This is a genomic window from Streptomyces sp. NPDC026515 (genome assembly GCF_055567595.1).
Genome location: NZ_JBVHQD010000026.1, coordinates 66,291 through 91,332, shown reverse-complemented (window position 1 = coordinate 91,332; position 25,042 = coordinate 66,291). Strand labels below are relative to the sequence as shown.

Genomic DNA, 25,042 nt, shown 5'->3' with positions numbered 1-25,042 from the left:
CTCCGGCTCCGCTCGTCGTGCGGGCACCGGGCCGCGTCCGCGGCTGAGGCCGCCGCCGGGGCTGGCCGCCCCCGTCGCCGTCGTGGCCCACGCCTGAGGGACCGTCACGGGCACGCCCCGGCGCGGGGAGCCGGATTCTCGCTGGTCACTCCTTGCGCAGCTTCAGCGTGCACGTCTCCCCCGGGGCGATGGTCACGGCCCGGTCCGCCAGGATCACGCGGATCGGCGACCTCTCCGAGTCGGGCACGCTGATCTCCAGGTGCCCGCTGCGGCGACGCAGGCCCACGCCCCAGTGACCGTGATAGCGCACCGTGAATCCGTACTCGGACAGCGCGGGCAGCGGGACCGGGTCCAGCCACAGGGAGTCCTCCCGGGTCTCCAGTCCGGTCAGGCCGCGCTGGACCAGGTCGAGGGTGCCCGCCATGGCACCGAGGTGGATGCCCTCACCGGTGGTGCCGCCCTGCACGTCGGCGATGTCCGACTCCAGGGCCTCGCGGACGTACTGCCACGCGTCCGCCCGTTTGGCCCGGGCGAGGACCAGTCCGTGGACGAGGCCGCTGAGGGTGGAGCCGTGGCTGGTGCGCCGCAGGTAGTAGTCCACGGTCCTGCGCCAGATGTCGTCGTCCAGTTCGTACCCCAGGCGCCCGAACATCGTCCGGAGTTCGGCGGGCGAGAACAGGTAGCCGAGCATGAGGACGTCGGCCTGTTTGGAGGCCCGGTAGCGGTTGACGGTGTCGCCCTCGGCCTCCAGGATCCGGTCCAGCCGCCGTATCGTGCCGTAGCGCGCGCGGTAGCTGTCCCAGTCGAGCTCGGCGAGCGTGTCGTAGCCCTCGAACTGGCTGATGACGCCCTGGTGGAAGGGCACTCGCAGCCGGCGGGAGACCTCCTCCCACCTGGCAGGTTCGTCCGCGGTGAGACCGAGCTGCTCGCGCAGCTCGTCGCGGCGCCAGGCCGGCAGACGTTCCAGGAGTTCGAGGGCGCGGGTGAGCACCCAGGCAGCGGTGACATTGGTGTACGTGTTGTCGTCCAGCCCCGGCCGCGCGGCACCGGGGTAGCCGTCGTGGTACTCGTCGGGGCCGACGACGCCGAGGATCCGGTAGCGGCCCGTGCCGGGGTCGAGGACGGTGAGGTCCGCCCAGAAGCGGGCGATCTGCAGCAGCATCTCCGCGCCCCGGGAGTACAGGTACTCGGTGTCGCCGGTGGCCTCGCAGTACTGCCACACGTTGTAGGCGACCGCGGAGCCCACGTGGTGCTGGAGCCGGGAGTGATCGGGCAGCCAGTGGCCGGAACCGGGATTGAGATGCCATGCCTGGGTCTCCTCGCGGCCGTCGCTGCCGCTCTGCCACGGGAACATCGCCCCGGTCCGGCCGGCCTCGGCGGCGGCCCTGCAGGCGCGCGGGAGGCGACGGTACCGGTAGTCCAGCAGTGCCCGGGAGACCTCGGGGAAGTGCAGGTCGAGATAGGGGAGCACGAAGAGCTCGTCCCAGAAGACATGACCTCGGTACGCCTCTCCGTGCAGTCCCCGTGCGGGCACCCCCACGTCGAGATCCGCGGTGTGCGGTGAAAGCGTCTGCAGGACGTGGAAGAGGTGGAGACGCAGGATCCGTCCCGCCTCGCCGGGCACCTGGACGTCCGCGCGCCGCCACAACCGCTCCCAGGCCGCGGTGTGGGACTCCAGCAGGGCCGGGAAGTCCGCCGCAGCGGAGACCCGGTCGAGGGCCGCGTCCAGCGGATCGCTGATCGCGGTGTCCCGTGAGGTGTGCAGCGCGACGGTCTTGTCCACGGTGACGGGCCGGCCGGGAGCGATCGGGACCACCAGGCGATGGACCGCGCGGTGCCGGACCGGACGGAACTCCGGTGGCGGCAGGGACCGGCCGGCGACGACCGTGGTCCGGGCGGCGAGCGCGACCACGACACCCGACGCCTTGGTCCGGCAGCTCAGCCAGATGCAGTCCGGCTCCCGCACGCCCGTACGGACACCGGTCAGGTGATGGCGGTTCAGGGCTCTGTAACGGTGCACGTTGCCGTTGATCACCTCGCTGTCGAGGCAGCTTTCGATCTCCACCTCACCCGACCAGTCCCGTGCCGTGAAGACCGTTCGCAGCGCGGCCAGGTGAGGATCCGCCATGTGCACCAGGCGGATCTGCTCCACACCGAGCACGCCGGTCCCGACATCGCTGTGCCGGAAGGTCCGGGTGAGCGTCGCGCGCCGCAGGTCCAGCGTGTGTCTGTGGTTCATGATCGTGCGCGGGTGCGGGGAGAACCAGGGGCCCCAGGTTTCCCCGGTGCGCCGCCTGCGGAACCGCAGCAGCAGCCAGTTCGGCAGGTTGACCAGGTCCTCGTTCGTCACCCGCCGCCCCGCTACGGTCGACTCCAGCCGGTTGTAGCACCCGGCCACGTAGGTGCCCGGGTAGTGGACCAGACCGGCCCGGCACTCGGGCAGCGCGCCCCGCGTGGCGAAGTAGCCGTTCCCCAGCGTGCAGAGGGATTCACGCAGCTTCTCGCCTGCGGGGTCGTAGCCCGTCCACTCCCATGTCCACTCCGGCATCGGGCACCCTCTCCTTCCCCCGGAGGCATTCCCCTTCGGGTGGTTCGGTTCTCCCGGGCCGTATCGCGGGCTTCGGACCGGCTGGGGGACGACGGCGGCCTGGCACCAGGCGTGGTGGAGGAGAGCATCCGCGCCCCTGCCGCACCCAGGCGCCACCGGCGCCCGGCACGCGGTCCACGGCTCCGCGCCGGGGTGGGCCGCACCCGTACGGCGGTCGGTCTGCGACCGCGCGCCTGGGCCGCGGGCCGGGCGAGTCGGACGGCACCGCTGCCGCCGTCCGGGTTCTCGACCTCGGCCCCGGTCCGCGGGAGTGTTCCTCGGTGCCGCGCCGTGCCGTGCCGCACGCTCGCGGACCGCGGCAACCGGGCATGCGGCACGAGCCGTCGCCGCCGGCACCGAGCCCGGCAGCGTCCCGGTGATCCCGCCGCTTCCGTCGCCGTCACCGCCGTCGCCGTCCGGTTCGAGAGGGACTTCGGGACTTCGGACGGACCCGTGACACCCCGCCCCGGTCCCCGCTGCGGCCGCTCCGCCGGACCTGGACGCCGGGGCGGGTGGGCACGGACGGTAGCGCCCCGGGTCGGGTCATTCGTCGGTGGTGATCCGACGGCCCGTCAGGTTCGTGGGCCGGATCGACACCCACATCTCGCGTTCGCCGCCCGCCCAGGGTGTCGTGTGGGCACGTTCGGCGATCCGTCGGACGGCGTCGGGGTTCGTCACGACGTTCGCGGGGCCGACGGCCAGGACGCTCCAGCCCCGGCTGAACGCCTCGTCCAGGCGGTCGACCTCGAACGCGACCTCGGTCTCCGCCGCCCTGGCGGCGACCGAGTGCGGCGTGGTCCGAAAGGCGATCGCATCGTCGACGACCTCGTAGTTGACGGGGACGACCACCGGGCGGCCGTCGGATCCCGACACCGCCAGCCGTCCCACACCGTGGGTGGAGAGCAGGGCCCGGCACTCCTCCGGGCCGAGTTTCCGGAAGCGAGGGTGCAGCAGCGCATGTCCCTGACCAGGCGGCAGTTCGGTGCCGCTGCCCAGGAGCGAGGTCACCGTGGTGCCGAGCGCGTCGGCGAGCCTGATGAGCGTGCCGAGGCCCGGGTCCGCGGGGTGCTCCTCGAGATAGGCGAGATAGTCGGGCGACATCCGGGCGCGGCGGGCCGCCTCCACCCGGCTGAGTCCCTGCCTGTGGCGTTCGTCGGCCACGCGCCGGCCGATGTCGCCGGGGTCGGCCGTTGCGTCGGGCGCGGTGGCCGGGGGCGTGGACTCGGGCCGCGTCTGCCGCACGTCCGAGGGAGGGTGTCCTTCGAGGTGGCGGATGTGCGCGTCGGGTCCGGGGAACACTAGCGTCACTTCGTCCGTGTCCGACCAGCGCACCTCGTAAGGAGGCGTGCCGTCCGGGTGGTGGAGTCCGACGATCTCGCCGTCTCGCCGGACGGCGCCGGTCGCCGTGCTCTCGATGACGAGCTGGTCGCCGAGGTGAGCTTCCATGATCGCCGCCCTTTCCTCGCAATGCCGCTGGTTCCAACCTGCCACGTGAGCCACATCGGCGCACGGCGCGTAGGCCCGGCGGCTCGGACGCCGTGCGATCCTGGCTGCCCTCCTGCCGCTCCTGCCCTCGGCGGTGCGTGGCCCGGAAACCGCCGTGCGCACCCGGTCCGGTCGCAGAGGCTCCGGCCGGCGCCCCCGCTGTCGCCGGTCAGGGGTGCCGGGCGCCGCTGCCCGGAACTCTCCTCGCGCGCGGACCCGTGTGCCACCGATCCCGCGGCTTGCAGGCGGCAGAGCGGCTCTCCGACGGGATCAGGGGGACCCGCTGGCCTCAGAGGTGACTGAGAGGTTCCTGTGCAACGCTGACGCGCGTTCGTACCCGCTTGTGAACATCTCATCCGAGGACCCTCTTCATGACATTGATCAACGGCCTGCCGGCGCATGTCCTCCTCGTGCATCTCGTCGTGGTGCTCGTCCCGCTGACCGCGGTGGCGCTCGTGGTCGCGGCGATCTCCGCGCGAGCCGCCCGACGCATGGGCGTAGCACTGCCACTCCTTGCTCTGGTCTCGCTGGTCAGCGTGCCGCTCACGACGAGCGCCGGTGAATGGCTGGAACGGCATGTCACGGACAACGCCTTGGTGGAACGGCACGCCGAACTCGGAGACGGTCTCCTTCCGTGGGCCGCCGGCTTGTTCCTCCTGGCGTCGCTGGTCTGGTGGGGTTCCCGCGCCACCGGGCCCCGGGCGGACGCCGCGGGCGCGGCCATCCGGTCCGCTGTGCCGATACGCGTGGCGGCGGTGGTTCTCTCGGTGGCCGTGGCGGCGGGTGCCGTGGTGGACGTGTACCGCATCGGCGACTCGGGCGCGAAGGCGGCCTGGCACGGCGGCTTCTCCCAGACGGCCTCCCATGCCCGGGACGAGGACTGAGGGTCCCCGCCCGGTCGCACCGTGCGGCGGACAGGTTTCCGTACCGGGCGCTCACTTCGCGGACCGGGGGTGGGCCACGGATGCTGTCACGCAGGTCCCGGCCGGTCCCGGCCGGGACCGGCCGGTAGGGTCGTGATCCGTCGGGCCGGTCGTCGCGAGGCGGAGCGCGGCTTCGGAGCGGTGCGGGCGCCACGCGTGGTCGGGCGCGACGCGGCGACCGAGAGCGACGCCGGGTTCGCGTCGGCCCGCCGCCGGGACGCCCTCGGCGGCGGCGTCGCGCACACCGCCCCACGCCACCGCCCGAGCGCTTCCCCGGTGCCTCGCCCGACCGGTCCGTGGCAGACCCCCGCCCGGCAGCGCCCTTCTCCCCCCTTCTCCTGCGCGGGCGTCCACGGGAGCGTCCCCTCGGCGACCTCCGCAGGGCGTATCCCCTGTGACAGGCTCACCGAGCGGACGCCGGAGTCCCATGGCCGCCGCACGGCCCGCTCGACAGTCTCCTTACGGGGCCGACCGGTTGGGGTACCGGCGCCGCGCCGTCGGTCGGGCGGAGCCGCGCTTCGAACCGGTCATCGGTTCGCGGGCCGCTCGGTCGGAGCCGGCGGAGGGACGTGCGCCGGCGTGTTCACTTCGGCGACATGTCTCAGCCGGACACCTTCACCCAGTCCAGGTCGAGTCCGAGCGCGCTGTCGTCGCCGTTGCGCTGCAGAATGAGCGTCCCCTGCGCGGGCACGTCGACCCGGGACGAAACCGTGGCCAGCGAACCCCGGGAGTCGGGGAAGGCGATCGGCGTGGTCCTCCCGCCGAGGATGAGTGTCATGCGCGCGTTGCGCGTACTGCGGTACCGGAAGGTCACGGTGTCCCCGACTATCGTCTTGGGAACCACGACGGAGGCTCCCACCACGTCGAAGGAGGTGGCCACCCCGCCCGCGGAGGCGCGTGGGTCCGCCACGGCGTGGGCGCCGTTGTACAGGCCGCTCTGGGCCTCCGCCTCGTACTGGCCGTCGACCGCGAGGTGCCCGAGGGTGAGACCAGCGGCGCCCGGCCCGCGGGCGGCGCGCTCGACGACCACCCGTGCGCCGCTCGGCACATCCACGGTGAGAACACGGTCCGCGAATACTCCCGGACCGGCGGTCGCGGGCAGGTGCACCGGATGGGCCGTGCCGTCTACGGCCAGCACCACGTCCGTGGCCTCGGTCGTGGCGTAGTGCAGGGTCACCCGGCTGCCGCCGTGCACCCGCCGGAAAGTGGCGGAGGAAGCCCGGCCGGCCGGGAGCACGAGGGCCGAACCGTCGGCAGTGGGCGTGGTGCCGTGACCGGCGGCCGTGACCGCCTCGTAGTCGGCCAGCGGCCGCAGCCAGTCGACGACCGTGTCGCGCCCGCGGACCTGGGTGAGCCGGACCGAGCCCTGGAACGGTACGTCGAGGGGGACTGACACGACCCGCCAGGTGTGCGAGGCGGGCAGGCGCAGTGTCCGGGCCGCGGCGCCCGAGGCAGACATACGCACCGTGGCCGCACGGTCGGAGCGGTAGCGCATCTGGACGACCGACGCGTCGCCCAGGTCGTAGAAGGCCAGGGCCCGGCCGGGGCCGGCGAGGAGCACCGCCTTTCCACCGGAGGCGGAGGAGTCGCCGACCTCGGGAGCGGCAAGGCTCGTGCCGTCACGGTAGTAGCGCACGGCGCGCACGTTCTCCGCCTGGACGGTACCGGTCGCCGGATAGTCCAGCGTCCAGTCCATCCAGGCGGCGGGGTCTCCTTCCTCCTTGTAGAGATTCTGGGCGAAGTAGAGCGTGCCGCGGACGTTGAACGGCCGTCCTGCCGAGGAACCGTCGCGGTAGTAGGCGGTCGTCTCGGGCAGTGCCAGCCGCTTGGCGGCGAGGGAGGTGACGAGCCCGGCCGTCTGAGCGGGGATCACACCGTTGTTGTAGTCGACCGTGTGAAACCCGTACTCGATGACTTTGGGCTGCGTCGGGTACTGGCTCGTCATCAGGTCCATCGCACGTTGCAGTCGCGGCTGGTTGATCCGCCGCGAGGTGGTGGCGTTCTCGTCCGGCGGCTCGGCGGCGGGGTAGCTGTAGTTGTTGAAGAAGTAGCCGTCGGCGGGGTGCGCGATGCCGGCGTAGGACGGCGTCGGGTAGCTCTGGTCCCAGCCGTAGAAGACGCTCAGGTACAGCTCGGCTCCGGCGCCGAGGATGCCTCGCAGACGGGAGATCAGGTAGTCGGCGTACGGCGCCTGGCTCGCGGCCCAGGCGGGGTTCCCGCGTCCGTCGGAGTACTGAGAGGTGACGAAATGCCCCGTCACGGTCCCGTCGTCGACGGGCATGTTGAGCGCGAAATAGGCGATGTCACCGAGCCGGTGGGTGCGGATCAGGTAGTCGAACAGGGAGGTGTAGCCGTGCGCCGGGTCGTCGCTGCCGTAGTAGTGCAGGACGCTCTCGGCGTCGGTGTGCGCCGGGTCGCCGGCGTCGAAGTCGAAGGTCGCGGAGTCGTACCACTCGATGCGGACCACGGCCTTCTGACGGTCCGTCTCGAGCTGGTCGAAGAGGATGTCACGGTCGGCGTCCGTCATCTGCACGAGGTTGTAGAAGCCGATGGTGTTGATGCCCTGGTCGTCGCGCATATGCGTGAAGTCCCTGGCGACGCGGTCCCGGAAGTCGGCGGCGGGGTCGAAGATGTAGGTCGAGCCGGTGACGGGTCCGTCGGGATCGGCGTACAGGTCCGTGTAGTGCGAGGGGTCGTAGGGAGTCAGCGACACCCCGCCGTCGTCCGCCGAGCGGGCCACCGCTGCGTGCGGCACTCCGTGCGTGTCCGATGCGGCCTGCGCGGTGCCGAGGGCCGGGCCGGCCCCGACCAGCAGGGTGAGCAGTGCGGCGAGGAATCCGGATCCAAGGGTTCTCACGAGCCACCTCCTCATGGGTGGGCAGGAAGGCTGGAACGGCCGGCCGGACCGTGGATCTAAGCGCTTAGGTCGGCCGGATCGCGGATGACTTTAAGCGCTTAGATTCGCTGCTGCCAAGACTCGTGACGGAGGCAGAGGGGGCTGCGGCGCCGGCCTTGGCGCCGCGTGCGCACGGGCCGTTCCCCCTTGGGCGAGGTCCCCGCAGGTGATCCGCCCGGGTCGCGGGAGACGGTGTGTAAGGTTGGAGTGCGAAATCAAAGCGCATAAATCGCGGTCCGGCCAGTGACGAGGGGGCTCGGTGACCAAGCCGGCTACGGTCTACGACGTGGCGGAACGAGCAGGCGTGTCGATCGCCACCGTCTCGATGACGTTCCGGCGCCCGGACAAGGTCAAGGAGTCCACGCGCGACCTGGTCCACGTGGCCGCCCGTGAACTGCAGTACGTACCGTCGGCCAGCGCGCGAGGGCTCGCCGACGGCCGCACCCGGGCGCTGGGCCTGTTCTCCTACGACTACCTGATCGAAGCCCGGCCGGCGGCGCCGCCCCTCGGTGCGCCCCGCCCCGGGGAGCCGGTCCCGGTGGTACGAGAGGCGCCGGACGAGATGTGCCGGGACTTCCCGCTCTACGCCGACGAGGTTCGCCGCGGCATGGAGATCGCCAGCTGGGAACGCGGGTACGCGGTGATGATCGGCGGACCGAGTCACGCCAATCCGGTGTCCTTCGTGACCGACGTCGCCGGCCGGGTGGACGGCCTGGCCGTCTTTCCCCAGACCCTGCCGCCTGCGGCGCTGGAGCACATCGCGGGGCGCATCCCGGTCGTCTCCGTGTCGGAACCACCGGCGGACGACCGGCTCAGCCATGTCACCGTGGACAATCGCGGCGGCGTGCGCGCGATCACCGAGCATCTGGTGCGCGACCACGGCTGCCGGGACCTGATGTTCGTCGGTGGGCTCAACCCCGCCGAGGCGCGGGCCCGCTTCGACGGCTTCCGGGACGCGCTGCGCGCCGCGCGGTTGCGGGTTCCGCGCAAACCGCTCGTGCCCGGCACGCGGACCGACGCGCGGGGGCGTGCGGCGGTGGAACTGCCCGTGGATCTGGAACTTCCCGAGGCTTTCGTGTGTGCCACCGACGACGTGGCCCTCGACATCATGGAGATCCTGAACGACCGCGGCGTCGACGTGCCCGGGACGGTCGCCGTGACCGGATTCGACGGCATCGCAGCGGGGCGGATCGTGCGGCCCGCGCTGACGACCGTGCAGCAGCCGATGGTGGAGATGGGCAAGGCCGTGGTCGAGATCCTCGCCGCCTCGATCGAGGAGCCCGGGCGCGCCCCGGAAGTGCGGGAGCTGCCGGTGCGACTGGTACTCCGCGAGAGCTGCGGCTGCCCGCCGCGGTCCTCCCGCTGGGCGCACTGAGGGGCAGGGCCGGTCCGCCCCGGCGGGCGGAGCCTGTTCGCCTTCCGGTGCTGCCGGCGGCGTCGGTCGCGGGCCGCCGGTCCAGTCCGCTGCGGGACCGCGGACCCTGCCGTTCCGGGCCGGCGGGACCGGCCTGTGCCGGGACCGGGGGTCCTGTGTGCCGCGGGGCCAGGGGTGTCCGGACTCCCGGTCAGGGGTTCGGTCCGTTCGCGGCTCGCGCGGTGGCGTTCCTCGGTGCGGGTCTTCCCGCGTGCGCGTTTCGTTGCGGGCCCGGCGGCGCTCGTCCTGCCCGTACGGGATCCGGATCGCGTCGCCGGCTCGTCCGTCCTCGGCTCGGAGGCCGGTTTCCCGGCGCCGCGGCTGGCGCATCTCCCCGACGTGGCGATCCCTTTCGGCCGGGCTCTTGCCAGTCCCAAATCTAAGCGCTTAGCATCGGCACGCACCTGGAAATCTAAGCGCTTAAATCCGTACCCGTTCCGACGTGTCGCACGGAACGGAACGGCTGGTCGGGGCACCGTCCGCCGAGCGCCGCGACCACCTGCGAGAGCCGGGTGCGGAACACACACGGGACCCATGAGGAAGAGCAAGAAGGAGGCGCGCGATGCCACGGAGCCGAGTGATGCTGGCGATCGCTGTCTGTGGAGGGCTGGCACTGGCCGGCTGCGGCCGCAGCGCTCAGGAGGGATCTCCCCAGGCCGTCAGCACCCTGGAGGCGGGGGCGGCCAAGGGAACCGTCACGATATGGGCCCAGGGCGCCGAGGCCGACCAACTGCCCGCCCTGCTGAAGAAGTTCGAGGCGAAGAACCCGGACGTCACGGTGAAGGTGACGGCGACCCCCTGGGGCAGCGCCCACGACAAGTACCAGTCGGCCATCGCGGCGGGAGCCACCCCGGACATCGGCCAGATCGGCACCACATGGATGGGTGAGTTCGGCAGGGCGGACGCCTTCGCCGCCGTCCCCGCCAACTTCGGGGCCACCGGCTTCTACTCCGGATCCCTCGCCTCGACCGAGGTGGAGGGCGCGGCGCTGGGCATCCCCTGGTACGTCGACACCCCGGTGCTCTACTACCGGACCGACCTCGCCCGCAAGGCGGGCTTCACCTCCGCCCCGCGGAACTGGGACGACCTGAAGCGGCTCGCCAAGGCGCTGCAGAGCAAGGCCGGGGCGAAGTACGGCATCGGCCTCCCCCCGAAGGACTTCCAGGCCTTCCTCCCCTTCGCCTGGTCCAACGGGGCACGCCTGACCACGGCCGACGACGGCCGCTGGACCCTCGACACCCCGCAGATGCGAGAGGCCGTCTCCTACTACCGCAGCTACTTCACCGAGGGTGTGGCGGACCGGACTCCCAGCACGGACACCGGAGCCGTCGAGTCGGCGTTCGTCAAGGGCGAGGTCCCGATGTTCATCGGCGGTTCCTACGAAGTGGGCCAGCTGAACCAGGCCGGGGGCGCCGGCTTCGGGGACAGGTACGCCACCGCCGTCGTGCCGGGCCGGGTCTCCCACACGTCCTTCGTCGGGGGCGGCGACCTGGCCGTCTTCAAGAAGTCCAAGAACCCCACCGCCGCGTGGAAGGTCCTGCAGTTCCTGTCCCGACCCGACACCCAGGCCGAGTGGTACCGGATGACCGGCGACCTGCCTTCGGTGCAGAGTGCCTGGAAGGCCCCGGCACTGGCTCACGACACCAAACTGGCGGTGTTCGGCCGGCAGCTCAAGGACGTGAACTCTCCGCCCGACACTCCTCAGTGGGCACAGGTGCAGGCGGCGGGAGACGCCCAGATGGAGCGTGTCACCACCGCCGGACTCGCGCCCGCGAAGGCCATGCGGACCCTTCAGTCGGAGGCCGCCGCAATCGGGTCCGGGAGCTGACCGCATGGCCCAGCTGCCCTTCCACGCTCCCCGGGCAGGGGAGCCGCATCCCGGCCCGGCCCGGCGCCGGACCAGCCCGGCCGCACGCCGTCAGGCGGTCGTCGCCTGGATGTTCGCGCTGCCGTTCGTCGCGGTGTTCGGCGTCTTCATGCTGCTGCCGCTGATCTCGTCGTTCCTGATGTCGTTCACCGACTTCCGCAGCAGCGACATGCAGACGCCCACCCAGGTGGACTTCGTCGGCCTCCACCAGTACGTCCGGCTCTTCGAGGACCCCGGTTTCCGCCGGGCGCTGCTCAACACCGGCTACTTCGTCGTGGTCGGGATCCCCTTGACGATGGTCGTGGCGCTCGTCCTGGCCGTCGCCCTCAACAACGGCATCACCCGATTCCGCACCGTCTTCCGGCTCGGCTTCTACACGCCCGTGGTGACCAGCATCGTGGCCGTCGCGGTGGTCTGGCGCTACGTGCTGCAACCGGACGGCCTGGTCAACACGTTGCTCGGGTACCTGGGCGTCCGCGGACCCGACTGGCTGCACAGCACCACCTGGGCCATGCCGTCGCTGATCGCGATGGCGGCCTGGCGCAACATGGGCACCTTGATGATCATCTTCCTGGCGGGTCTGCAGAACGTGCCGCACGAACTCCACGAAGCAGCCGCCATCGACGGCGCCGGCCCCCTGCGCCGCTTCACCGCAGTGACCCTGCCTCTGCTGCGCCCGGCCCTGCTGCTCGGAGCGGTCATGCTCTCGGTGGGCTACCTCCAGTTCTTCGAGGAGCCCTTCGTGATGACCCAGGGGGGTCCGCTCGACTCCACGGTCTCCGCGACGTACTACACGTTCGAGGAGTTCGGCTTCGGCAACTACGGCCAGGCGTCCGCCGCGAGCTACGTCCTGTTCGTCGCCGTGGCGCTGCTGAGCCTCGTCCAGTTCCGCTCACTGCGCGCGAAGGACTGAGCCGATGACCGCGACACTCTCCCGTCCGCCCGTACGGCGCCCCGGAAAGAACCCGCGTCCCGACCGTGAGCCCGGGCGCCGCTCCACGGTCTCCCGCGGCCAGTGGCTGGCCTACGCCCTCCTCGTCGTCGCCGTGTGCCTGACGCTGATGCCGTTCGCGTGGATGGTGCTGGGATCGTTCAAGTCGCAGGGCGAGATCCTGCGCGACCCCGACGGCTGGCTGCCCCGTTCGCCCACGCTGGGCAACTACCGGTTCTGGTTCAGCGGCCTGCACATCGGCAGCTACTTCGAGAACAGCCTCCTGGTCGCCCTCGTGACGGTCGCCGGGAACCTGGTCTTCTGCTCGATGGTCGGCTACGTCCTCGCGAAACTCGAATTCCCGGGCAAGCGGACGTTGTTCCTGCTGGTGATGACCATGCTGATGGTGCCGGGCACGGTGACGTTCGTGCCGCTGTTCGTCCTCGTCGGCAAGCTCCACATGATCAACACCTATCCGGGGCTCATCCTGCCGTACCTGGCTTCCCCCCTCGGCGTCTTCCTGATGAGGCAGTTCATCAGGTCGGTGCCGGACTCGCTGATCGAGGCCGCGCGCATCGACGGCGCCGGCGAGCTGCGGATCTTCGCCAGGATCGTGCTCCCCCTGTGCGGACCGCCCTTGGCCACGCTCGGCATTCTGACGTTCCTGAGTTCCTGGAACAACTTCCTCTGGCCGCTCGTGGTGGCCCAGAGCCAGGACAAGTACACCCTGCCCGTCGCGCTGTCGCTGTACTCGACGGGTCCGCAGGCCGCCCAGTACGGCCTCCTGCTGGCCGGCTCGGTGATGGTGATCACGCCGATCGTGCTGGTCTTCGTGCTGCTGCAGCGCTGGTTCGTGCAGGGCCTCGCCGCGACCGGCATCAAGTAGTGCTCCGGCCCACCCGCGCGGCGCGCGCGGGTCCTTCACCGCTCGGCTCTTCCGTCCCTCCCGCCGGCTCCATCCCCCGTCTCCACGAACGAACAGGACGCACGACGATGCATCGTCCCGAGTCACTCGCCTTCCCGCCCGGTTTCTTCTGGGGGGCCGCCACCGCGGGCCACCAGACGGAGGGCAACAACGTCAACAGCGACTACTGGCAGCGCGAGTACGCATCCGGCACCACCGTCCCCGAACCCAGCGGAGACGCCTGCGACAGCTACCACCGCTACCGTGAGGACATCGCCCTGCTGGCCGGCACCGGACTGGACACCTACCGCTTCAGCCTGGAATGGAGCCGCATCGAACCCGAACCGGGCGTCGTCTCGCGCGCCGAGGTCGATCACTACCGCCGGATGGTCGACGCCTGCCACGAGGCGGGGCTGACGCCGATGGTCACCCTCAACCACTTCACGGTGCCCCGTTGGATGCACGCAGACGGTTGGTGGCGGGCCCCGAAGGCGGCCGAGTTGTTCGCGCGGTTCACCGAGACGGTGCTGCCCGTGGTGCGTGAGGGAGTTCCCTGGGTGTGCACCATCAACGAGCCGAACATCATCGCCTGCGGAGCCGGAGCGGAGGAGGGCGGCGCCAACCTGGTCGCGCACGGCCTGGCCCGCCCGAGCCGACAGGTGTCCGAGGAACTCGTGCGCGCCCACCGTCTCTCCCGCGAGGTCCTCTCGGCGGAGGGCGTCAGGTCCGGCTGGTCGGTCGCCACCCAGGCCATCCACGCCGAACCCGGGTGCGAGGAACAGGCCCGCGCCTACAGCCATCCGCTGGAGGAGTTCTTCCTCGAGGCATCCCGCGGCGACGACTTCGTCGGCGTGCAGGCCTACACCCGTACGTTCGTCGGACGGGAGGGCGCGCTGCCGCCGCGCGAGGACGTGGAGAAGACGCTGACCGGGTGGGAGTACTTCCCCGAGGCGTTGGCCATCGGCGTGCGCAACGCCTGGGAGGTCACCGACCACGTGCCGGTCATCGTCACCGAGAACGGCATAGCAACGTCCGACGACAACCGACGGATCGACTACACGGCCGAGGCCCTCGGCCACCTTCACCGGGCCATCGCCGACGGCGTCACCGTTCATGGCTACCTGCACTGGAGCGCTCTGGACAACTACGAATGGGGCCGGTACACGCCCACCTTCGGACTGATCGCGGTGGACCGCACGACCTTCGCCCGCACCGTCAAGCCCAGCGCCCACTGGCTCGGACGAGTGGCTCACGCCAACGCCCTGCCCGCCGCCCCCGTCCTGGCCGAAGGTGCCGCATGACCACGGCACGAGAGGACCTCGACCCGCACCTGGCCCGCCGGGACGGCATAGTCTTCCGAGACCTGGCAGGCACCGGTCGCCCGGAGGTCTACGAGGACCCGCGCGAGAGCGTCGACCGGCGGGTGGAGGACCTGCTGGCCCGGATGACCCTCGCGGAGAAGGCCGGGCTGATGTTCCACACCATGATGCAGTCCACGACGTCGGGTCTGCACGAGCCGTCCCCCGACTGCGACGACATCCCGCGCGACGTCCTGTCCACGTCGACCCTGGTGACCGCCAAGCACATCAACCACTTCAACGCCGCTCCGCGCATGGCCCCCCGTGCCTACGCGGAATGGCACAACCGGCTGCAACGGCTGGCGGCCGAGACACGGCTCGGCATCCCGGTGACGCTGTCCAGCGACCCGGTCCACGGCTTCACCGACAACCCGGCCACCGCCATCACGACGACCACGTTCTCCCGCTGGCCCGAGCCGCTCGGCCTGGCGGCTTGCGCGGACCCGGCCCTGGTGGCGGAGTTCGCCGATGTCGTACGCCGGGAGTACCTCGCCGTCGGCATCAGGATGGCCCTGCATCCGCAGGCCGACCTCGCCACCGAGCCGCGCTGGTCCCGTGGCGTGGGCACCTTCGGCGCCGACGCCGAACGCGCCGCCGAACTCGTCGCCGCGTACGTCCGCGGCATGCAGGGCGAGCGGCTCGGTCCCGACAGTGTGGCCTGCATGACCAAGCACTTCCCGGGAGCCGGCCCCCAACTGCGCGGCGAGGACGCGCACTTCCCGTACGGCCGGGAACAGGTCTACCCGGGAGGCAACTCCGAGCAGCATCTGCTGCCCTTCGAGGCGGCCTTCGCCGCCGGGACCGCAGCGGTGATGCCGTACTACGCCGTCCCGGTCGGACTCGGCGTGGCTCAGGTGGGTTTCGGGTTCAACCGCGACGTCGTGACCGGCTGGCTGCGCGAGCGGTACGGCTACGACGGGGTGGTCTGCTCGGACTGGGGCCTCGTGACCGACGTCCGGGTGGGCGGAACCCGCTGGCCGGCCCGCTGCTGGGGTGCGGAGGAACTGAGCCGCATCGACCGCGTACACCAGATCCTCGCCGCGGGCGTGGACCAACTGGGCGGCGAGTTCTGCCCGGAACTCGTCGTCGAACTGGTCGAGTCCGGCCGGGTGGAGGAAAAGCGCCTCGACGTCTCCGCACGGCGCATCCTGCGCCAGAAGTTCCGGCTCGGCCTGTTCGACCATCCCTACGTCGATCCGGACGAGGCCGAACGCACCGTCGGACGAGCGGATTTCGCCGCCGCGGGCGTCCGGGCCCAGCAGCGGGCTGCCGTCCTGCTGACGAACGGCGCCCCCGCCCGGCCGGTGCTTCCGCTCGCCCGCGGAACCCGGCTTCACCTGACCGGCGTCGATCCTGCCGCCGCGGCCCCCTACGGCGAAGTCGTGGCCGAACGGGCCGATGCGGAGGTGGCGTTGATCAGGCTCCAGGCGCCGTACGAGGAACGGCACACCGGAATCGACTACGAAAGCGCCTTTCACCAGGGCCGGTTGGACCTTCCTGCCGAGCGCAGTGCACGTCTGGCCGGCGCACTGCACGAAGTGCCGTCCGTGGTGGTCGTCCATCTCGACCGGCCCGCGGTCATCCCCGAGATCACCGCCGCCGCGGCCGCGACGGTGGCCGAGTTCGGGATCACGGACGAGGCCCTGCTGGGGCTGCTGTTCGGCGACGCCTCACCCGGCGGGCGCCTGCCGGCGGAGATGCCCTCCTCGATGCGCTCGGTGGAGGCATCGCGGGAAGACGTGCCGAACGACACGGGTGATCCGCTCTTCCCGGCAGGCCACGGCCTGTCCTACCGCACCGCCGGTGACGAGCCCCACCGGACCGACTGAGCGGGCCGGTGCGGACACCGAGCCGCCCGCGCGCCTCCACCTCCCTGAGGCGCGCGGGCTTCACCGGCCGAACAGGTCGTGGCCGCACGCTGTGGCCGCGGGGCCGCAGTCCGGCGTGCGCTCACGCAGCGGACCTCGGCGGGTGGGGGAGAGCGGCCTGGTGGCCGTCGGCTCCCGCTGCCCGTCCTGATCCCAGCGGACCGCCGGCGAGTGCGCCGTGCCGCCGGGAAGACGGACGGGGGAGAGGGGCTTTCACACCCCCGAACCGGATCCGCCACCGGACAACGACGGTGTCCGAGGCGGCCCGCCGGACGCCTGGTGCCGCCGGGCGTCCGGCGGCGGACCTCTCGACGCGGGCGCGCACCACCCGCGGGCCCGGTTCAGGGCGGCCTGCCCGGGGCCCGGCGAGGTCTTCGTGGTGCGGACGAGACAGCGCACCCGCACGGTCAGCCGCGTCAGCCCGGTACGGCGAACGGCTTTTCCGGCCGGCACGGGCCGGTCGCGCACCGTGAGACCGGCGGTCCGGTCCGTCCCCGTGCGCCGGAGGACCGCCACCGGCCGCTCTTCGCCCACGGCACGTGGCGAGACGTGACGACACGCCCGGAAGGCCCGCACCGCCCCATGCGGGGGCCCTGTTCCCGCAGCACCGGGGCCGGCACGGAGGCAGCCGTGCCTTCTTCCATTTTCCGGACCACAGGCCCTGCGTCCGTACTCCGCGTGCGGCAGGGGGGAGCTCGGGGGGATCCTCGAAGGGAGAAGAACCGTACTCGGCACCCGGGCGACGTCCGGACCGTCCGCTCGATCGGACCAGACCCGTTCACAACTGTCTGCAGCTCCCTACGGAACGGAGGCCGCCGCCATGGACCCAGTCGTCACCGTGGGACTCGACGGCTCAGCCGAGAGCCTCGCCGCCGCCCGATGGGCCGCCGACGAGGCGGAGAACCGCAAGCTCACCCTGCGCCTGCTGCACGCGTGGCCGATGCTGGCACCGGAACCGGCCCACGTTCCCGCGGAATTCGACCAGAACTACTGGGCGAAGCGTCTTGTCCACTCCGCGCAGACGGAACTCCAAGCACGCCACCCGGCGCTGACCGTCGTCGGGAGCCTGGTCGCCGACGATGCCCAGAACGCCCTGCTGAGGGCGGCGTCGGAGTCGGAGATCACGGTACTCGGCTCACGCGGTCTGGAGTCGGTGCAGAGCTACTTCCTGGGCGACATCAGCATGCCTGTCGTCGCCCGGGCCGAGCACCCGGTGGTACTGGTCCGTGCCGAGCCACCGCCGGAGGAAGCGCCCCGAGCCGTCCCGGGCCGTGTCGTCGTGGGCCTGAAACTGAACGGTTCCCCGGACGAGCTGCTGGACTTCGCCCTTCATACGGCCGCGGCCAGGGGCGTTCCTCTCCTGGCCGTCCACGGCCGCAGCGTGCCGCTCCACGCACGGCTGCCCTGGGGTGTGGACCAGGAGATCGGCGAGCGGATGACGCGCGAGGCCCACGGGGAGTTGCACGCCGCGCTGCGCCCGTGGCGGGAGAAATACCCGCGGGTGGAGGTGACCGAGAGCGTCCGGCTGGAGAGTCCCGCCAAGGCGGTAGTGGCGGTCGCCGAGGGAGCCTCGGTGCTGGTGGTGGGCCGACGCCGGCATCATCACGGACCCGCACCCCACCTGGGGCCCGTGGCGCAGGCCGCCATCCATCACGGGCGCTGTCCCGTCGCCGTCGTTCCTCATGACTGAGCCCGGCAGCGGCAGGACACCGCAGTGGTCGGTGCGGCAGCCGGAGGCGTCCGCCGTTCGCCCCGCACCTCCGAACGGCGGGGGACCGGCGCGCGCCGGGGTGTGCGAGACCCACACGGCGACGCTGTTCTTCGTCGGCGACCGGGCCTACAAGGTCAAGAAGCCGGTCGATCTCGGATTTCTGGACTACACCACGGTCACCGCCCGCCGGACGGCCTGCGAGCGTGAGGTCTCCCTCAACAGCCGGTTCGCCCCCGACGTCTACCTGGGGCTGGGCGAGTTCCGCGGTCCCGGCACGGAGATCCCCGAACCGCTCGTGGTGATGCGCCGCATGCCCGAGGACCGGCGCCTTTCCCACCTGGTCCGGGAAGGAGCCGTCGTGGACGGTGTTCTCCGCACCGTGGCCCGGCACCTGGCCATGTGGCACGCGGCCGCGCCGCGCGGCCCCGACGTGGACGCGCAGGGCACGCGGGACGCGCTGTCGGCACGGTGGGAGGCGAGCTTCGCCCAGGTCCGCGCACTGGCCGCCGACGGGTCCGGGCCCGAGTGCGACATCGAGCGGCTGGTGCGCCGGTTTCTCGCCGGACGAAGGCGGCTGTTCGACACCCGCATCGAGCAGGGGCGGGTGGTCGACGGCCACGGAGACATGCTCGCCGAGGACATCTTCTGCCTCGACGACGGACCTCGTGTCCTTGACTGCCTGGAGTTCGACGACCGACTCCGCCATGTCGACGGCCTGGACGACGCCGCCTTCCTCGCGATGGACCTCGAACGGCTCGGCGCCCCGCAGGCCGCGGCGTACTTCCTCGCTCAGTACTGCCGGTACTCCGCCGACCCGGCGCCCCCGTCCCTGTGGCACCACTACGTTGCCTACCGTGCCTTCGTCCGGGCCAAGGTCTCGATGATCCAGGCCGGTCAGGGAGCGCCCGGTTCGGAAGCGGCCGCGCGGCGGCTGGCCGCCATGGCACTGAGCCACCTGCGCTCCGCGGGCGTCAGTCTCTGCCTCGTCGGCGGGCTCCCGGGCAGTGGGAAGTCCACCCTCTCCGGAGCACTGGCCGACCGGCTGGGTGTCACCTTGCTGAGCAGTGACCGCATCCGCAAGGAGCTGGCCGGCCTCCCCGCCGAGCAGTCCGCGGCGGCCGGCTACGGCCAGGGGCTGTACACGCCCGAGTGGACGGCCAGAACCTATGCCGCCCTGCTCGAACGCGCGGCCGTCCTGCTGTCCCTGGGCGAGACCGTCGTGCTGGACGCCACCTGGTCCGAGGCCGGGCAGCGGGAAGCGGCCACGCGGGTGGCCGAGCGTGCGAGCGCCGATCTGGTGGCCCTGCACTGCCGCGTTCCGGACGGAATGGCGGCGGCCCGGCTGAGCACGCGCGCACCCGGCGCGTCCGACGCCGGTCCCGGCATCGCCCGCGCCATGGCCGCGAGGGAAGCCCCGTGGCCCGACGCCGTGCCGGTCGACACGAGCGGTGCGCTGGAGTCCGCGGTCCAGCGTGCGCTGACCGCCGTACGCCCGTGGGAGGCCGACCGGCTGCCGCTCTTCCGCCGACACCACGGGGAGCCGGCCGCAGACGGCACGGCCGGCCGTGCCGGCCAGGAGGGCGACGAGGGGGACCGCTGAGGGGCGTGTGAGTGACCACGGGCCGGACCGGCCGGTGCCCGGCCGGCACCGCGCCTGCGATCGCCCGTCTGCCACGAACCGGTCCGGGCGTCCTCACGGGACCCGCGGCCGAGTGCGGGCATGCTGCCGCGATCGGCGGCCACCTGTTCCGCGCCTGATCCACCGTCACCGCTCAGGCAGGGCTGTGCCTACGGAGAGCGGTGCCACCGCCGGTTCGTACGGCCTCCACCACCTCCTGGTGCAGGGTCCGGCTGTCCTGCTGAGAAGTGCACGGCACCGGACTGCCGCTGAGGGTGAACCACTGGGAGGTGCCGCTGTACTGGATCTTCACATCGGCCTGCCCGCCCTTCCACGCGGTGTGCACGGTCATCTCCCCGCTGACGATCCCGGCCTCGTCGGTACGGACGCCCCCCTGCCCGGTGAACACACCTTCTGTCGTCCACGATGTCTGGACCATGGCGTCTTCAGCCTTTCTCGTTGTACCCGAGTGCGGAGGCAGCCGGTTCCCGCGCGCCCCGCGGGTCCGCGCTGGGGCCCGAACGCCCGTCCGGCCTCGTCTTCGACGGACCGCGAGACCGGCGCCGGGGAGCCGTGGCCACCGCGACCACCTCCGCAGCTGTCCTCCTTCGGGCGCGATCCGGGGCTGTCCGCCCGGCGGGATCGAGTCCTGCCGACATCGTGCGCACAGGGACGGCGCGCCGACAGGGCCGAACGGACCTTCATGGGACCGGTCGGTCCAGCCGACGACAGCGCGAACCCCCGGCCCGGTCGAGAGTGATCCGGCAGCGCAGCGTCCGGACGGTCCGCCCCGCCCGGGCGGGGTGTCGACGACCGGCGTCGGCCGGCCGTTCGCGCGTCCTGTCGCGGGACAGCCTGGGCGATCTTCCTGGGGGGAGTGGCCGAAGACGGCGCGGCCAGAGGGTGAGGCGACACGACTCGGTATGCGGAGGGTTCCGCACGGCGGCCGGGCGGGAGGCGGGAAGCGATGTTCTGCCCGGTCAGCCCGTCCATGCGAGGTTTTCACATACTTATGTCCTAAATCTATTGACTTGCGCATTTTAGGAAGCATGATGGTTAACAGCCCACAAACCGGAAGAGCCGCAAAACCGGCCAGGACGTCAAACCGGCGGAGCGCACTCGGACGGGATGTGGTTCAGGCCCCCGGCAAGCCGGCGCGATACCGGGGCGACAGTGACGACTGAAGCCCCAGGACACGTGCAGCACTACCGGGGACTGTTCTGCCCTCGGAGCCTTCGCATCGCAGCCTGACCTCGGTGCGAGGGCTCTGCCATGCCTGCGTCCCCGACTCCCCGGCAGGCCTGCCGAGGCGGCGGCGGGCCGCTCGCTGGAGGACGGCGGCAGGTGGGCCGACCTCCACGGACCGGACAGGGGCTCGCCGTCCGGTCCTCGTGCCGGAACCAGGGGCGGCCGCCACCGCGCGCGGCCCCGCGAAGCCGTTCGGCCGGCCGCACGGCTTCCGGTTCTGACTCGGGAGGGTGCACGAGGGCGTCTACCTTGGGAGGGTGCACGAGGGCGTGGTCACGCTGTTCCTCGGCGGGGACGTGATGCTCGGCCGGGGCGTCGATCAGATTCTCTCCCACCCCGCCGACCCGGAGCTGCGAGAGGAACACCTTCGCGACGCCCGGGCCTACGTGGACCTGGCAGAGGCGGCGAACGGCCCGATCCCACGGCCGGTCGACTTCCGCTGGCCCTGGGGCGAGGCACTGACCGTCCTGGACGCCGCCGCACCCGACCTTCGCCTGGTCAATCTGGAGACCGCCGTCACCGGTGACGGGGACTTCGCGCCCGGCAAGCACGTCCATTACCGGATGAGCCCGGCCAACCTGCCCTGCCTGGCCGCGGCCCGCCCGGACGTCTGCGCGCTGGCCAACAACCATGTCCTGGACTTCGGCCTGCGCGGGCTCCGCGAGACGCTCGGCTCCCTGGCGGAGGCGGGACTGCGAACCGCGGGGGCCGGCCGGGACGAGGTGCGGGCGAGACGGCCGGCCATCGTCCCCCTCGGGGCGGACGCACGCGTGCTGGTCTTCTCCTTCGGGATGCCGTCCAGTGGGATCCCGACGGACTGGGCGGCCACCGGGCAGCGGGCCGGTGTCGACGTCGTCGCGGAGCCTTCGGCGGCCGCGGCGGCGGCGTTCACCGACCGTCTGCGGCAGGTCAGGCGGCCCGGGGACATCGTGGTCGCCTCGATCCACTGGGGGCCCAACTGGGGTTACGCCGTCTCTCGTTCCGAGGTCCGCTTCGCCCATGCGCTCCTCGACGAGGGCGTGGACGTCGTGCACGGACACTCCTCGCATCACCCGCGCCCGCTGGAGGTGTACCGGGACGGGCTCATCCTCTACGGCTGCGGTGACCTCGTCGACGACTACGAAGGCATCCGCGGGTACGAGCGCTACCGGGACGACCTGCGGGTGCTGTATCTGGTGTCGTTGGCGGCCACCGGCCGGCTGGTCGAGACGCGGATGGTGCCCCTGAGGGCGCGCAGGATGCGGCTGGAACACGCCTCGGCCGAGGACACCGAGTGGCTGCGCGCCGTCGTCGACCGGCACAGCCGGGAGTTCGGCACCCGTGTGGACGGGACGCCCGACGGCACGCTCACCGTGCGGCCCGCGTACGCCGGGCAGCACACATGAGGTCCCGCCGGCCGGGCACGGGGACGGCGCGGCAGGACGCCGGTGCCCCGCCGGAGGCGACGAACCCGGCCGAGCAGTCCGCAGAAGGCGGCCGAAAGGCCCTCCGCGCACGCCATCCGCCCGAGTCGTCCTGAACGGACCCACGGAAAGACGGCGGCAGGAAGTGGGGCGGCAGGCAGCAGGAGCCGCAGTGCCGGACTCGGGCGGCCGCCAGTGCCCGAACCCGACCGGAGGCGGGAGGGCACGGCCCCGGCCCCACGGCGAGCGGGGCGCACCTCCCGCAGCGCCGCGCGTGCGCTCTACGCCGGGGCGAGGATGGAAGGTGTGGGCTGCGTGCACACGTGTCGGAGGCCCTGTTCTCCAGGCGAGGAGGCCGAGTCGTGTTCTTCCACGATCGTCGGGACGCCGGCCGACAGCTGGCTCCCCTGCTGACGCAATTCAAAGGTCCCGACGTCATGGTGCTGGGACTGCCCCGAGGAGGGGTCCCGGTTGCCGCGGAGGTGGCGAAGACGTTGGGCGCGCCGCTGGACGTCTGCCTGGTACGCAAACTGGGTGTGCCCTCCCAGCCGGAGCTGGGCATGGGGGCCATCGGTGAAGGCGGCGCCCGTGTCATCAACGACGAGGTGGTGCGGGCCGCGCGTGTCACCCCGTACGAGCTGGCCGTGGTCGAGGCACGTGAGCGTGAGCTGCTGGAGAGCCGTGCGCGGCGCTACCGGGGCAGACGGGAGCCGGCGGCCTTGACCGGTCGAACGGTGCTGGTCGTCGACGACGGCGTCGCCACCGGTTCGACGGCGCGTGCGGCCTGTCAGACCGCCCGTGCCCGCGGGGCGGAGCGGGTCGTGCTGGCGGTTCCAGTGGCCCCCGATGACTGGACCGCGCGCCTGGGCGCGGACGCCGACGAGCTGGTGTGCCCGCACACCCCGTTGAACTTCTACGCGATCGGGCAGTTCTACGACGACTTCTCGCAGACCGGGGACGACGAGGTCGTCGCCTGCCTGGAGGAGGCGCTCGCCCGCTCCGCGGGCGCCCGGCCCGCGGCGGCCGCGCCCGAGGGCCGTGAGGCGGAGGTGCGCACGGGCCCGCTGGTGCTGCGGGGACAGCTGACCGTGCCTGAGGGCGCGCCGGGGGTCGTGGTGTTCGCGCACGGCAGCGGCAGCAGCCGGTACAGCCCGCGCAACCGGTTCGTCGCGTCCGGCCTGAACCGGGCCGGGCTGGGCACCCTGCTGTTCGACCTGCTCACCGAGGAGGAGGAGACGGACCGGGCCAATGTCTTCGACACGGGTCTCCTCGCACGGCGGCTCGCGGACGCCACCGGCTGGCTGCGCGAGCAGCCCGAGGCGCGAGGGCTGACCGTCGGATACTTCGGTGCCAGCACCGGCGCCGCCGCCGCGCTCTGGGCCGCCGCCGAGCCCGACGCGCGGATCGCCGCCGTCGTCTCCCGTGGCGGGAGGCCCGATCTCGCGGGACCGCGGCTGCCGGCCGTCACGGCGCCCACGCTGCTCATCGTCGGCGGCGACGACGCACTCGTACTCGGTCTCAACCGCGACGCACAGGCCAGGCTGCGCTGCGAGAACGAGCTCGCCGTCGTTCCCGGGGCCACCCATCTCTTCGAGGAGCCCGGAACCCTGGAGCAGGTGACCGACCTGGCCCGTGACTGGTTCACCGGCCACATGGTCCCGGCCGCCCACACCACGGTCCGATTCTGAACGCCGCGGCGGGCGCGGGCTCCCGGTCGGGACATGGTGCGTCAGCCGCGCCGCACCTGGTCGCGGGAGCAGGGTCTCGTGGCGGCGTGCGCCGTCGGCTGCCGACCTCCGCCGTGCGTCCTAGGATGGAACTCCGGGCGGGGAGAAGAAGAGCCGTCACCGTGCCCCTGAGGCCACAGTGGACTCACCGGGCCGGCCCGCAACCCCCGCCGTTTCCGGCAAGCCGGCTTTCGCGCCCGGGATGACGCCTCGTGCGCGGGGTGCACCGCGCGGACACCGGGCGTGAATCCGTGCCGATGGCCGTTCCGTACCCGTCGGCGGCCGCGAAGGGAAGTGCGGACATGCTGACCGGAGAGCCGGAGAGCTCATGACGACGGCCGCGGTACGCGTGCGGCGCGACCAGGACGACGTCCGTCCGGAAGCGTCGTCGTCAGCGGCGTCGTCAACCACCTCGTCCACCCCGCCGAAGGCGCGGGAGTCCACCACGGCCCCAGGCACTCACGTGCTGCGCGATCCCCTGCCACGGGCACCGCACGTCGGCGCCCGCGGGGCGGCTCGGCGGCGCTGACGGGGCGCAGGCCCACATCGGAAAGGCACAGGCCATGACCACTGCGCGGGACATCATGCACACCGGAGCCACCTGCATCCAGGAAAGCCAGACGCTTCTGGACGCGGCGCGCAAGATGAAGGAACTGAACGTCGGCGCCCTGCCGATATGCGGGGAGGACGACCGCCTCCACGGGATCGTCACCGACCGTGACATCGTGCTGAAGTGCCTCGCCAAGGGCAAGGACCCGCGGACCATGACCGCGGGCCAGCTCGAGCAGGGCAAGCCGATCACGATCGACGCGGACACCGACAGCGAGCGGGTCCTCCAACTCATGGAGCAGCACAGGATCCGGCGCCTCCCGGTCATCGAGAACCACCGTCTCGTGGGCATGATCAGCGAGGCGGACCTCGCCCGCCGTCTGCCGGAGGAACAGGTGGGCCACTTCGTCGAGGTCGTCTGCGCGACCGCCTGACCAGGGGGGACGTGCACAGCCTGCGGGCCGTCGTCCCAACACGGCAGGTGTCCCGGCCCGCGGCTCCGCGGCGGCCTTCGATGCACCGGCCGGGGACGCCTTCGAGGACGGTGCGTCCG

16 protein-coding genes are annotated in these 25,042 nt (G+C 72.0%); 12 read left to right on the top strand and 4 right to left on the bottom strand.

From position 1 onward, the window contains the following. Positions 1-145: 145 nt before the first annotated feature. Positions 146-2,548, bottom strand: coding sequence for a glycoside hydrolase family 65 protein (locus tag ACZ4O3_RS38205; RefSeq protein WP_467726810.1), 2,403 nt, complete (start codon positions 2,546-2,548; stop codon positions 146-148). A 582-nt stretch (positions 2,549-3,130) separates the two neighbouring features. Beyond that, positions 3,131-4,033 (bottom strand): pyridoxamine 5'-phosphate oxidase family protein, encoded by a 903-nt coding sequence (locus ACZ4O3_RS38200; RefSeq protein WP_362731482.1) that lies wholly within the window; start codon positions 4,031-4,033, stop codon positions 3,131-3,133. A 410-nt stretch (positions 4,034-4,443) separates the two neighbouring features. Between ACZ4O3_RS38200 and ACZ4O3_RS38195 the strand changes: the two genes are divergently transcribed. Then, positions 4,444-4,956, top strand: a complete 513-nt coding sequence (locus tag ACZ4O3_RS38195; protein ID WP_467726808.1) for a DUF2231 domain-containing protein — start codon at positions 4,444-4,446, stop codon at positions 4,954-4,956. A gap of 640 nt (positions 4,957-5,596) precedes the next feature. Here the strand turns inward: ACZ4O3_RS38195 and ACZ4O3_RS38190 are convergent. Continuing rightward, positions 5,597-7,852 (bottom strand): hypothetical protein, encoded by a 2,256-nt coding sequence (locus ACZ4O3_RS38190; RefSeq protein ID WP_467726806.1) that lies wholly within the window; start codon positions 7,850-7,852, stop codon positions 5,597-5,599. 298 nt (positions 7,853-8,150) lie between these two features. Between ACZ4O3_RS38190 and ACZ4O3_RS38185 the strand changes: the two genes are divergently transcribed. The 8 genes from ACZ4O3_RS38185 (at position 8,151) to ACZ4O3_RS38150 (ending at position 19,544) form a co-directional block, all read left to right on the top strand. Further along, a complete protein-coding gene (locus tag ACZ4O3_RS38185) occupies positions 8,151-9,266 on the top strand; it encodes a LacI family DNA-binding transcriptional regulator (protein WP_384992483.1) in 1,116 nt (371 codons plus the stop codon). A gap of 601 nt (positions 9,267-9,867) precedes the next feature. After that, a complete protein-coding gene (locus ACZ4O3_RS38180; RefSeq protein ID WP_467726804.1) occupies positions 9,868-11,133 on the top strand; it encodes a sugar ABC transporter substrate-binding protein in 1,266 nt (421 codons plus the stop codon). A 4-nt stretch (positions 11,134-11,137) separates the two neighbouring features. Further along, the gene (locus ACZ4O3_RS38175) at positions 11,138-12,085 is read left to right on the top strand and encodes a carbohydrate ABC transporter permease (protein WP_467726803.1); all 948 of its coding nucleotides are present in this window, start codon (positions 11,138-11,140) and stop codon (positions 12,083-12,085) included. Positions 12,086-12,089: 4 nt separating this feature from the next. Further along, positions 12,090-12,989 (top strand): carbohydrate ABC transporter permease, encoded by a 900-nt coding sequence (locus tag ACZ4O3_RS38170; protein WP_467726801.1) that lies wholly within the window; start codon positions 12,090-12,092, stop codon positions 12,987-12,989. A 107-nt stretch (positions 12,990-13,096) separates the two neighbouring features. After that, the gene (locus ACZ4O3_RS38165; protein ID WP_467726800.1) at positions 13,097-14,308 is read left to right on the top strand and encodes a glycoside hydrolase family 1 protein; all 1,212 of its coding nucleotides are present in this window, start codon (positions 13,097-13,099) and stop codon (positions 14,306-14,308) included. Next, on the top strand, positions 14,305-16,194 hold the full coding sequence (locus ACZ4O3_RS38160; RefSeq protein WP_467726798.1) for a glycoside hydrolase family 3 protein: 1,890 nt from the start codon (positions 14,305-14,307) through the stop codon (positions 16,192-16,194). Before ACZ4O3_RS38165 ends, ACZ4O3_RS38160 begins: the two co-directional genes overlap by 4 nt. Positions 16,195-17,053: 859 nt before the next feature. After that, entirely contained in the window at positions 17,054-17,923 is an 870-nt protein-coding gene (locus ACZ4O3_RS38155) for a universal stress protein (RefSeq protein ID WP_362731615.1), read from the top strand. 100 nt (positions 17,924-18,023) lie between these two features. Next, positions 18,024-19,544 (top strand): bifunctional aminoglycoside phosphotransferase/ATP-binding protein, encoded by a 1,521-nt coding sequence (locus ACZ4O3_RS38150; RefSeq protein WP_467726843.1) that lies wholly within the window; start codon positions 18,024-18,026, stop codon positions 19,542-19,544. Positions 19,545-19,716: 172 nt separating this feature from the next. Here ACZ4O3_RS38150 and ACZ4O3_RS38145 read toward each other — a convergent pair whose 3' ends face one another. Next, on the bottom strand, positions 19,717-20,001 hold the full coding sequence (locus ACZ4O3_RS38145; protein ID WP_467726796.1) for a hypothetical protein: 285 nt from the start codon (positions 19,999-20,001) through the stop codon (positions 19,717-19,719). A 1,066-nt stretch (positions 20,002-21,067) separates the two neighbouring features. Between ACZ4O3_RS38145 and ACZ4O3_RS38140 the strand changes: the two genes are divergently transcribed. The 3 genes from ACZ4O3_RS38140 to ACZ4O3_RS38130 all read left to right on the top strand — a co-directional run bounded on the left by ACZ4O3_RS38140 (position 21,068) and on the right by ACZ4O3_RS38130 (position 24,923). After that, a complete protein-coding gene (locus ACZ4O3_RS38140) occupies positions 21,068-22,195 on the top strand; it encodes a CapA family protein (protein ID WP_467726794.1) in 1,128 nt (375 codons plus the stop codon). A gap of 380 nt (positions 22,196-22,575) precedes the next feature. Next, entirely contained in the window at positions 22,576-23,901 is a 1,326-nt protein-coding gene (locus tag ACZ4O3_RS38135; RefSeq protein WP_467726792.1) for a phosphoribosyltransferase family protein, read from the top strand. A gap of 602 nt (positions 23,902-24,503) precedes the next feature. After that, positions 24,504-24,923 (top strand): CBS domain-containing protein, encoded by a 420-nt coding sequence (locus tag ACZ4O3_RS38130; RefSeq protein WP_362732271.1) that lies wholly within the window; start codon positions 24,504-24,506, stop codon positions 24,921-24,923. The last annotated feature ends 119 nt before the right edge of the window (positions 24,924-25,042 follow it).

What these genes read in the sequence shown, in the direction of transcription:
- ACZ4O3_RS38205 (WP_467726810.1), bottom strand. Translation starts at nt 2,548, where the DNA reads ATGCCGGAGTGGACATGGGAGTGGACGGGCTACGACCCCGCAGGCGAG.
- ACZ4O3_RS38200 (WP_362731482.1), bottom strand. Translation starts at nt 4,033, where the DNA reads ATGGAAGCTCACCTCGGCGACCAGCTCGTCATCGAGAGCACGGCGACC.
- ACZ4O3_RS38195 (WP_467726808.1), top strand. Translation starts at nt 4,444, where the DNA reads ATGACATTGATCAACGGCCTGCCGGCGCATGTCCTCCTCGTGCATCTC.
- ACZ4O3_RS38180 (WP_467726804.1), top strand. Translation starts at nt 9,868, where the DNA reads ATGCCACGGAGCCGAGTGATGCTGGCGATCGCTGTCTGTGGAGGGCTG.
- ACZ4O3_RS38175 (WP_467726803.1), top strand. Translation starts at nt 11,138, where the DNA reads ATGGCCCAGCTGCCCTTCCACGCTCCCCGGGCAGGGGAGCCGCATCCC.
- ACZ4O3_RS38170 (WP_467726801.1), top strand. Translation starts at nt 12,090, where the DNA reads ATGACCGCGACACTCTCCCGTCCGCCCGTACGGCGCCCCGGAAAGAAC.
- ACZ4O3_RS38165 (WP_467726800.1), top strand. Translation starts at nt 13,097, where the DNA reads ATGCATCGTCCCGAGTCACTCGCCTTCCCGCCCGGTTTCTTCTGGGGG.
- ACZ4O3_RS38160 (WP_467726798.1), top strand. Translation starts at nt 14,305, where the DNA reads ATGACCACGGCACGAGAGGACCTCGACCCGCACCTGGCCCGCCGGGAC.
- ACZ4O3_RS38155 (WP_362731615.1), top strand. Translation starts at nt 17,054, where the DNA reads ATGGACCCAGTCGTCACCGTGGGACTCGACGGCTCAGCCGAGAGCCTC.
- ACZ4O3_RS38145 (WP_467726796.1), bottom strand. Translation starts at nt 20,001, where the DNA reads ATGGTCCAGACATCGTGGACGACAGAAGGTGTGTTCACCGGGCAGGGG.
- ACZ4O3_RS38130 (WP_362732271.1), top strand. Translation starts at nt 24,504, where the DNA reads ATGACCACTGCGCGGGACATCATGCACACCGGAGCCACCTGCATCCAG.